The following is a 5,930-nucleotide window of genomic DNA, read 5'->3' as shown; positions in this document are numbered from 1 at the left end:
CCCATCACAAGCACATGAAGAGCACCAACATGCTCGAGCGGCTGAACGAGGAGATCCGCCGCCGGACCCGGGTGGTCCGGATCTTCCCCAACACCCACAGCTGTCTACGCCTGGTACGGGCCCTGGCCGTCGAAATCCACGAAGGCTGGCTGGAGGACAACCGCTACCTGAACATGGATCTGCTCAAAGAGCACAAGAAAATCCTGCTGAGGCAGGCCGAGGCCGCCTGAGCCATACCGACCAACCGAACATGGCTGACTCACTTCTGCACAACTTGACGCACACAACCAACAGCCCCCGAGGCCCACATCAGCGATCCAATCCACGAACCGACCGCCTGAACCCGATACCGCCGGCGATAGCGCCACCCCTAACCGATAGCGCCACCCCTAACTATTTTGTACAATCTGTACCTAATAGACAGAAGGGAACCGACATGCGTACCGTCAGCGCAAGCGAAGCCAAGCAGGGCTTGGCAGCCGTCATCGAATCCGCGCGCAAGGAGCCCGTCATCATCCAGCGCCAGAAACGCGATGTGGCCGTGGTCCTTTCGCCCGAAGAATACGAGCGCCTGGTCCACCTGAACGTGAATGAGTTCCGCCGGTTCTGCGACCAGATCGGTGGCAAGGCCGAAGCGGCCGGCCTGACCCAGGAAAAGCTCGACCAACTGCTAGGAGCCTGACGGACTTGGGACTGATCTGCTGCGCGTGCGGGAGAGCGGCCCCTTTTGCCGCTCTCCCTCGTTACATAGCCCCACTATGCGCCTCGAGAGACCGGCAAAACGGACTCGCTCTCCCCACACGCTCGCGACGATCGCCCAAGTCCGTCAGGCTCCTGGCCGATGACTGACCCCGCCCGGCAGGGCCGATGGGTACTGGACACCAACCTGCTCGTCAGTCGCCTCCTGGTTCCATCCGGCCCTGCGGCGCGGGCCGTTGACCACGCTCTCGACCGGGGCATTCTCCTGGTCTCGGAGGCCACCCTCGACGAGCTCGTCCAGGTTCTCTCGCGCCCCAAATTCGATCCCTACATCAGTCAAGCGGAGCGACAGCAGTTCATCCGCCTGCTGGGGGGCATTGCACGGTTCGTTGCGATCACCACCCCAATCACGGCCTGTCGCGATCCGAAAGACGACAAGTTCCTCGAAGTCGCCGTCCACGGCGAGGCCCATGCCATCGTCACCGGAGACGCCGACCTGCTCGACCTCGATCCCTTCCACGGCATCCGCATCCTCCGCCCAGCCGATCTACTCGCCCAGCGCTGAACCGCACCCGCACCAAAACCACTTGTCGGGCAGAGCCTTGTCCACCCTGTAGGAGCCGCCTTGGCGGCGAAGCACCTGCCAGCGCGTAATCCGCCCCGTCGCACCCCTGGCCCACCGGCCACCGCGCTGCGAAGAGCCGGGGTCGTCTCCAGTGACAAAACCCCCAAACAAACTGACCGCCCGCGTCACTTGGGGTGACCATTTTTGTCACGTGACACATCTGAACCGCCGTATGTCGTGACCCAAACCCCAAACCGAATGGCCACACAGCGCTGTTTATCCGGGTTCTGATGTTCCTGGCACACCCATTGCGTCTACTGAGACAGCTGCCCACGGGGTGGCCGGGCCTCCGGCCCAGCTTTCATCACATCAAGGGAGTACGACCATGCAGAAGAAGACCGCCCAGCAGGGCTTTACGCTTATCGAACTGATGATCGTTGTGGCGATCATCGGGATTCTGGCTGCGATTGCGCTGCCGGCTTATCAGGATTACACGGCGCGGGCTCAAATGTCTGAGGCTATGAGCCTTACCAGCGGTGCGCGCACCGCAGTTGCCGAGACATATGCGACCACTGGTGATTGGCCCAGCAACAATGACGAAGCCGGTCTCTCAACAGCCACCGAGATTACCGGTTCCTACGTTGAGTCAGTCACGGTTAGCGGCGATGGGGTTATTACCGCACAACTTTTCAACGCCGCTCCTGTTCAAAATCAGATTCGTGGAGACGATCTTGTGCTGACCCCCACTGACGAAGATGGCTCGGTATCGTGGGAATGCAGCGGTTCGGCCGACTCGAAATTCTATCCCGCATCCTGCCGTTAAGATAAGAAAACTGCTAGCAGGGTAAGGACGCCCTCTTGAGTTAAAAGGGGACAGATTTATTTTCCCCTCTCCAAACCCCGGCCTCGTGCCGGGGTTTTTTGTGCTGGTCCATCCTCCGGGACACCCACTTTGCCATAAGCCGCATTCGCCGAAGCCGCCTGGCTCAGACTCCGCTGCTACATCCCGCACTCCCTCACCCCCCAAATCGACCAGGATCCGCCTGGGTCGCCGCCGTGGCGTGTCCAGGACCGACCGCCAGGAGACACGAATTCCGTTCCCTTCCGAGTGGATCCGGCTCTCGCGATTGCGCGCACCGATTCTTGTACATACAATAAGTCAATGGAGATCGAGTTTGACGCAGACAAGGACGCTGCGAACCTCGCGAAACACGGGGTCTCACTTGGCGATGCCCTGAGCCTCGAATGGGATACGCTCCTGGCCATGGAAGACTGTCGGAAGAGCTATGGCGAGTGCCGAATGCTCGGATATGCATTGATGGGCAACCGCTTGTATTGCGTCGTATTCACCGATCGATCGTCCGTGCGGAGAATCATCAGCCTGCGCAAAGCCAACAACCGGGAGATTGCGCGTTATGTCGAAATCACTAACGCTACGTAGCGGTCGTCGGGTCGTCTTGAACGACTCCGACGAGGAATCGTCCATTCAGGCCGGAATCGATGCCGATTCAGAGACCCGGGAGCCTTCCGAAGACGAGACGAAAGCCCTGCGACGCGTCGGTCGCCCACCTCTGCCTGTGACTAAAGAGCGCATCACGATCCGTCTGTCGCCAGACGTCGTGGAAGCATTCCGCGCCACCGGAAAGGGTTGGCAGACGCGAATGGACTCGGCTTTGAAAGACTGGCTCAAGGACCATAGCCCGACTTCTAATAATCGTTAGTGCTCGGCTCTGCGGCAGGGGCCGGGCCTTCTGGAGCCGGACCTTCTGGAGCCGTGGAACGGGCCTTCTGGGACACCCACTTTCCTCGGCCGCCCAACTTCCTCGGCCGGTCCCTGCGAGGGCATACCGGAACCGCAGGCACACCCAGTTTGCTTGCCGTGCTCCTGAAAACCTTCAGGACAATGGCTATGCTATCGGCAGGAGCGCAACGGACATGCGTTCCGGCAGGCCTACTCCACGGAAGGAGTTCATCATGACCGAACCCCGCTCGACCCTCGTCTCTCTGGACGATACGCCCTGGTACCACGTGGTCTCGCGCTGCGTGCGGCGCGCCTTTCTGTGCGGCCACGATGCGCACACCGGCCGCTCCTTCGAACACCGGCGAGGCTGGATCGCCGACCGCATCAAGCAACTCGCTTCGGTATTCGCCATCGACATCGCGGCCTACGCGGTGATGAGCAACCACTTTCACATCGTCGTCCGGGTGGACGACACGCGGGTCCAGGGCCTGGGGCGGGACGAAGCCCTGAGTCGATGGACTCAACTCTTTGCCGGACCGACCCTGGTGCAGCGGTATCTGGCGGATGCGGAACGGCTCGGTCAAGCGGAAATCGAGCTCGTGGACGCTTGGGCGGAGACATATCGCTCGCGTCTGGCTGATCTTTCGTGGTTCATGCGCGTGCTGAACGAGTCGATCGCACGGCAAGCCAACGCCGAAGACGGGGTGACAGGACGCTTCTGGGAAGGACGCTTCAAGAGCCAGGCGCTCCTCGACGAACAAGCTGTCCTGACCGCCATGGCCTACGTTGACCTCAACCCCATCCGGGCCGGGATCGCGGATACACCCGAGCGTTCGGATTACACATCGGTTGCCGAGAGGGCCGACCTGCTCCTCAGGTTGGCCATGGACGACGACCCGCAAACCTGCGGGTCACCGAGGATCGATGCGGCCGATTCAACGAAAGGGTGCATGAGACGCTCGTACCGAATCGCCAGGGCGGTCGGACATCAGTGGCGTGCGGATCCACAGGATGCAGAATCCCTGAACCTCGAGTGGGCCCTGAATCGTCTGCCGGGTGCCCCGCTAATGCCATTCGATGCCACTGGCCGGACGGAACCGGCGGTGCCCTTTGGGTTCGAGGACTACCTGCAGCTCGTGGAGGCAACCGGCCGCGTGATCCGCGAAGACAAGCGCGGCTTCATTGATGGTGCAACCCCACCCTTGCTGGTACGTCTGGGAATCGACCCAGACCAGTTCATCCTCACCTCCAGCCGCTTGCTGCGGCAATTTGGCAGCGTGGTGGGGACACCGGGTCGCATCACGGCCCGGTGCGACGCGCGCCAGACCCGCTATCTGCGAGGCATCGGGGCCGCCCGCAAGCTCTTCCCCACTCGCGCTGCCTGACACCGTCGACCGCCATACAGATGCCAACGACCGGGATTCGCAGACGCTCTGCGCCATTAATATCCGCCGGGACACCCACATTGTTGGCTCAATTCGGCCCGAATGGAGATCGTAGCCTTGCTTCGGGACACGGACTTCGTCTCCGCCCATTACCGCTACGCTTCCCGGGAAGGTATGATATGACCATCTACATGGTCAGGAGAGTGCGGGATGTCCGAGCCAACGGTTAGCCTGGCGAATGCCAAAGCCCACCTGAGTGAGCTGGCGGAACGTGCTGCTGCAGGTGAATCCATTCTCATCACCAAGCGAGGCAAGGCCGTCGTACGCCTTTCCAGCGCCACCACACCCAGGAAGCCGATCGATGCGAATGTGCTCCGTGCAGTCACGGATACCCAGCACAACAGTACCGATGAGACCTTCATCCGTCGTATGCGTGATGATGCTCGCTACTGATGCGCTATCTGGATACCAGCGTCCTGGTGGCAGCCCTCACTCGCGAGCCCCGAACCGAGGACATGCAGAATTGGCTGGCGGCACAGGGCGCCGGTTCGCTGTGCCTCAGTGAGTGGGTGCTTACGGAGTTCTCCGCGGCCTTGTCCATGAAGGTTCGAATGGAGATCCTGACACCCCGGGAACGGGCGACCGTGCTTGGCGCATTTGCGGCGTTGCGGGAATCGTCACTCTCGACCCTGCCGGTCTCGTCTATCGATTACCACACCGCTGCCCTCTTCGCCGACGATCATGCCTCCGGGTTGCGCGCGGGCGACGCCGTTCACTTGGCCATTGCGTACAACCACGGCGTGGAACTTTGCTCCCTCGACAAGACGCTCGTGGCCGCTGCAGAACCCATGGGCGTGAATGCGACGCTGCTGTAGATTGCCGAGAATTCAGTTCTGCGGGACATCCACTTTGGCGACCATTCGTTGGCGCGGTGGCACATCCACTTTGGCGCGATGTCATCCCGGCCGGAGCGAAGCCAGGCGCCGGGATCTCCCGCGTAGAGGCAGCCCCAATCATCGAGATCCCGGATAACCGCTTCGCGGTTTGCGGGATGACCGGTGGGTGGGTGCGCTCTCTCAGGACACGCACTTTGATGCTGCGTCCTTTGTTGCTGGGCCCAATTCGACCGCAGGACACTGGGCGGAAGTTTACTTTTGGTTCCCCAAGCACCGGCGCGCGGTCGGGCATCTTATTGCCAGAGGCTGGATTCGCTGATGCACCCGGCAGTTTGGGCAGGTCCGGCGCGGGCGGGGGCTTCGCCTGCAAGCAGGCTCCGACCGCCCATCGCTCGCGAACGCAGGACTCTAACGCGACCGTACGGGACAAGCGCTAGGATTACCGGAACGTCCACCGGACCCGGACGAACCTCGCGGACACCTCACCTGTTCTGCAGCACTACGGAAATGTCAGGATTGGGATCAAGAGTTACCGGGGCGTAGAACGAGGGTTGTGTGCGTCAAGTTGTGCAGAAGTGAGTCAGCCATGTTCGGTTGGTCGGTATGGCTCAGGCGGCCTCGGCCTGCCTCAGCAGGATTTTCTT

9 protein-coding genes are annotated in these 5,930 nt (G+C 61.4%); all 9 read left to right on the top strand.

Features of this window, described 5'->3' with window-relative positions; translation table 11 throughout:
• On the top strand, positions 1-230 hold a 230-nt coding region (locus C996_RS13850), incomplete at its 5' end, for a transposase (RefSeq protein ID WP_026280900.1).
• 206 nt (positions 231-436) lie between these two features.
• Positions 437-682 carry a type II toxin-antitoxin system Phd/YefM family antitoxin gene (locus C996_RS0113650; protein ID WP_018867979.1) on the top strand — a complete coding sequence of 82 codons (246 nt, stop codon included), beginning with the start codon at positions 437-439 and terminating at the stop codon, positions 680-682.
• Between the two features lie 159 nt (positions 683-841).
• Positions 842-1,264 (top strand): putative toxin-antitoxin system toxin component, PIN family, encoded by a 423-nt coding sequence (locus C996_RS0113645; protein WP_018867978.1) that lies wholly within the window; start codon positions 842-844, stop codon positions 1,262-1,264.
• A gap of 385 nt (positions 1,265-1,649) precedes the next feature.
• Positions 1,650-2,087 carry a pilin gene (locus C996_RS0113640; protein ID WP_018867977.1) on the top strand — a complete coding sequence of 146 codons (438 nt, stop codon included), beginning with the start codon at positions 1,650-1,652 and terminating at the stop codon, positions 2,085-2,087.
• A 339-nt stretch (positions 2,088-2,426) separates the two neighbouring features.
• Positions 2,427-2,705, top strand: a complete 279-nt coding sequence (locus C996_RS0113635) for a BrnT family toxin (RefSeq protein ID WP_018867976.1) — start codon at positions 2,427-2,429, stop codon at positions 2,703-2,705.
• The gene (locus tag C996_RS14455) at positions 2,680-2,985 is read left to right on the top strand and encodes a BrnA antitoxin family protein (protein WP_081619275.1); all 306 of its coding nucleotides are present in this window, start codon (positions 2,680-2,682) and stop codon (positions 2,983-2,985) included. The genes C996_RS0113635 and C996_RS14455 overlap by 26 nt, the downstream gene beginning before the upstream one ends.
• 253 nt (positions 2,986-3,238) lie before the next feature.
• The gene (locus C996_RS0113630) at positions 3,239-4,390 is read left to right on the top strand and encodes a transposase (protein WP_018867975.1); all 1,152 of its coding nucleotides are present in this window, start codon (positions 3,239-3,241) and stop codon (positions 4,388-4,390) included.
• A 210-nt stretch (positions 4,391-4,600) separates the two neighbouring features.
• Complete coding sequence (locus C996_RS0113625; RefSeq protein WP_018867974.1) at positions 4,601-4,843, top strand: type II toxin-antitoxin system Phd/YefM family antitoxin; 243 nt, start codon at positions 4,601-4,603, stop codon at positions 4,841-4,843.
• On the top strand, positions 4,843-5,265 hold the full coding sequence (locus tag C996_RS0113620; RefSeq protein ID WP_018867973.1) for a type II toxin-antitoxin system VapC family toxin: 423 nt from the start codon (positions 4,843-4,845) through the stop codon (positions 5,263-5,265). The genes C996_RS0113625 and C996_RS0113620 overlap by 1 nt, the downstream gene beginning before the upstream one ends.
• Positions 5,266-5,930 lie beyond the last annotated feature (665 nt).

It is taken from the genome of Thioalkalivibrio sp. ALE25, assembly GCF_000377285.1.
GTDB lineage: Bacteria > Pseudomonadota > Gammaproteobacteria > Ectothiorhodospirales > Ectothiorhodospiraceae > Thioalkalivibrio.
Note: the sequence above shows the minus strand (reverse complement) of the source record. Positions and strands in the feature narration are given on the sequence as shown.

Bases quoted from the DNA above. Each gene is read 5' to 3' on its own strand.
- C996_RS0113650 (WP_018867979.1), top strand. From the start codon at position 437: ATGCGTACCGTCAGCGCAAGCGAAGCCAAGCAGGGCTTGGCAGCCGTC.
- C996_RS0113645 (WP_018867978.1), top strand. From the start codon at position 842: ATGACTGACCCCGCCCGGCAGGGCCGATGGGTACTGGACACCAACCTG.
- C996_RS0113640 (WP_018867977.1), top strand. From the start codon at position 1,650: ATGCAGAAGAAGACCGCCCAGCAGGGCTTTACGCTTATCGAACTGATG.
- C996_RS0113635 (WP_018867976.1), top strand. From the start codon at position 2,427: ATGGAGATCGAGTTTGACGCAGACAAGGACGCTGCGAACCTCGCGAAA.
- C996_RS14455 (WP_081619275.1), top strand. From the start codon at position 2,680: ATGTCGAAATCACTAACGCTACGTAGCGGTCGTCGGGTCGTCTTGAAC.
- C996_RS0113630 (WP_018867975.1), top strand. From the start codon at position 3,239: ATGACCGAACCCCGCTCGACCCTCGTCTCTCTGGACGATACGCCCTGG.
- C996_RS0113625 (WP_018867974.1), top strand. From the start codon at position 4,601: ATGTCCGAGCCAACGGTTAGCCTGGCGAATGCCAAAGCCCACCTGAGT.
- C996_RS0113620 (WP_018867973.1), top strand. From the start codon at position 4,843: ATGCGCTATCTGGATACCAGCGTCCTGGTGGCAGCCCTCACTCGCGAG.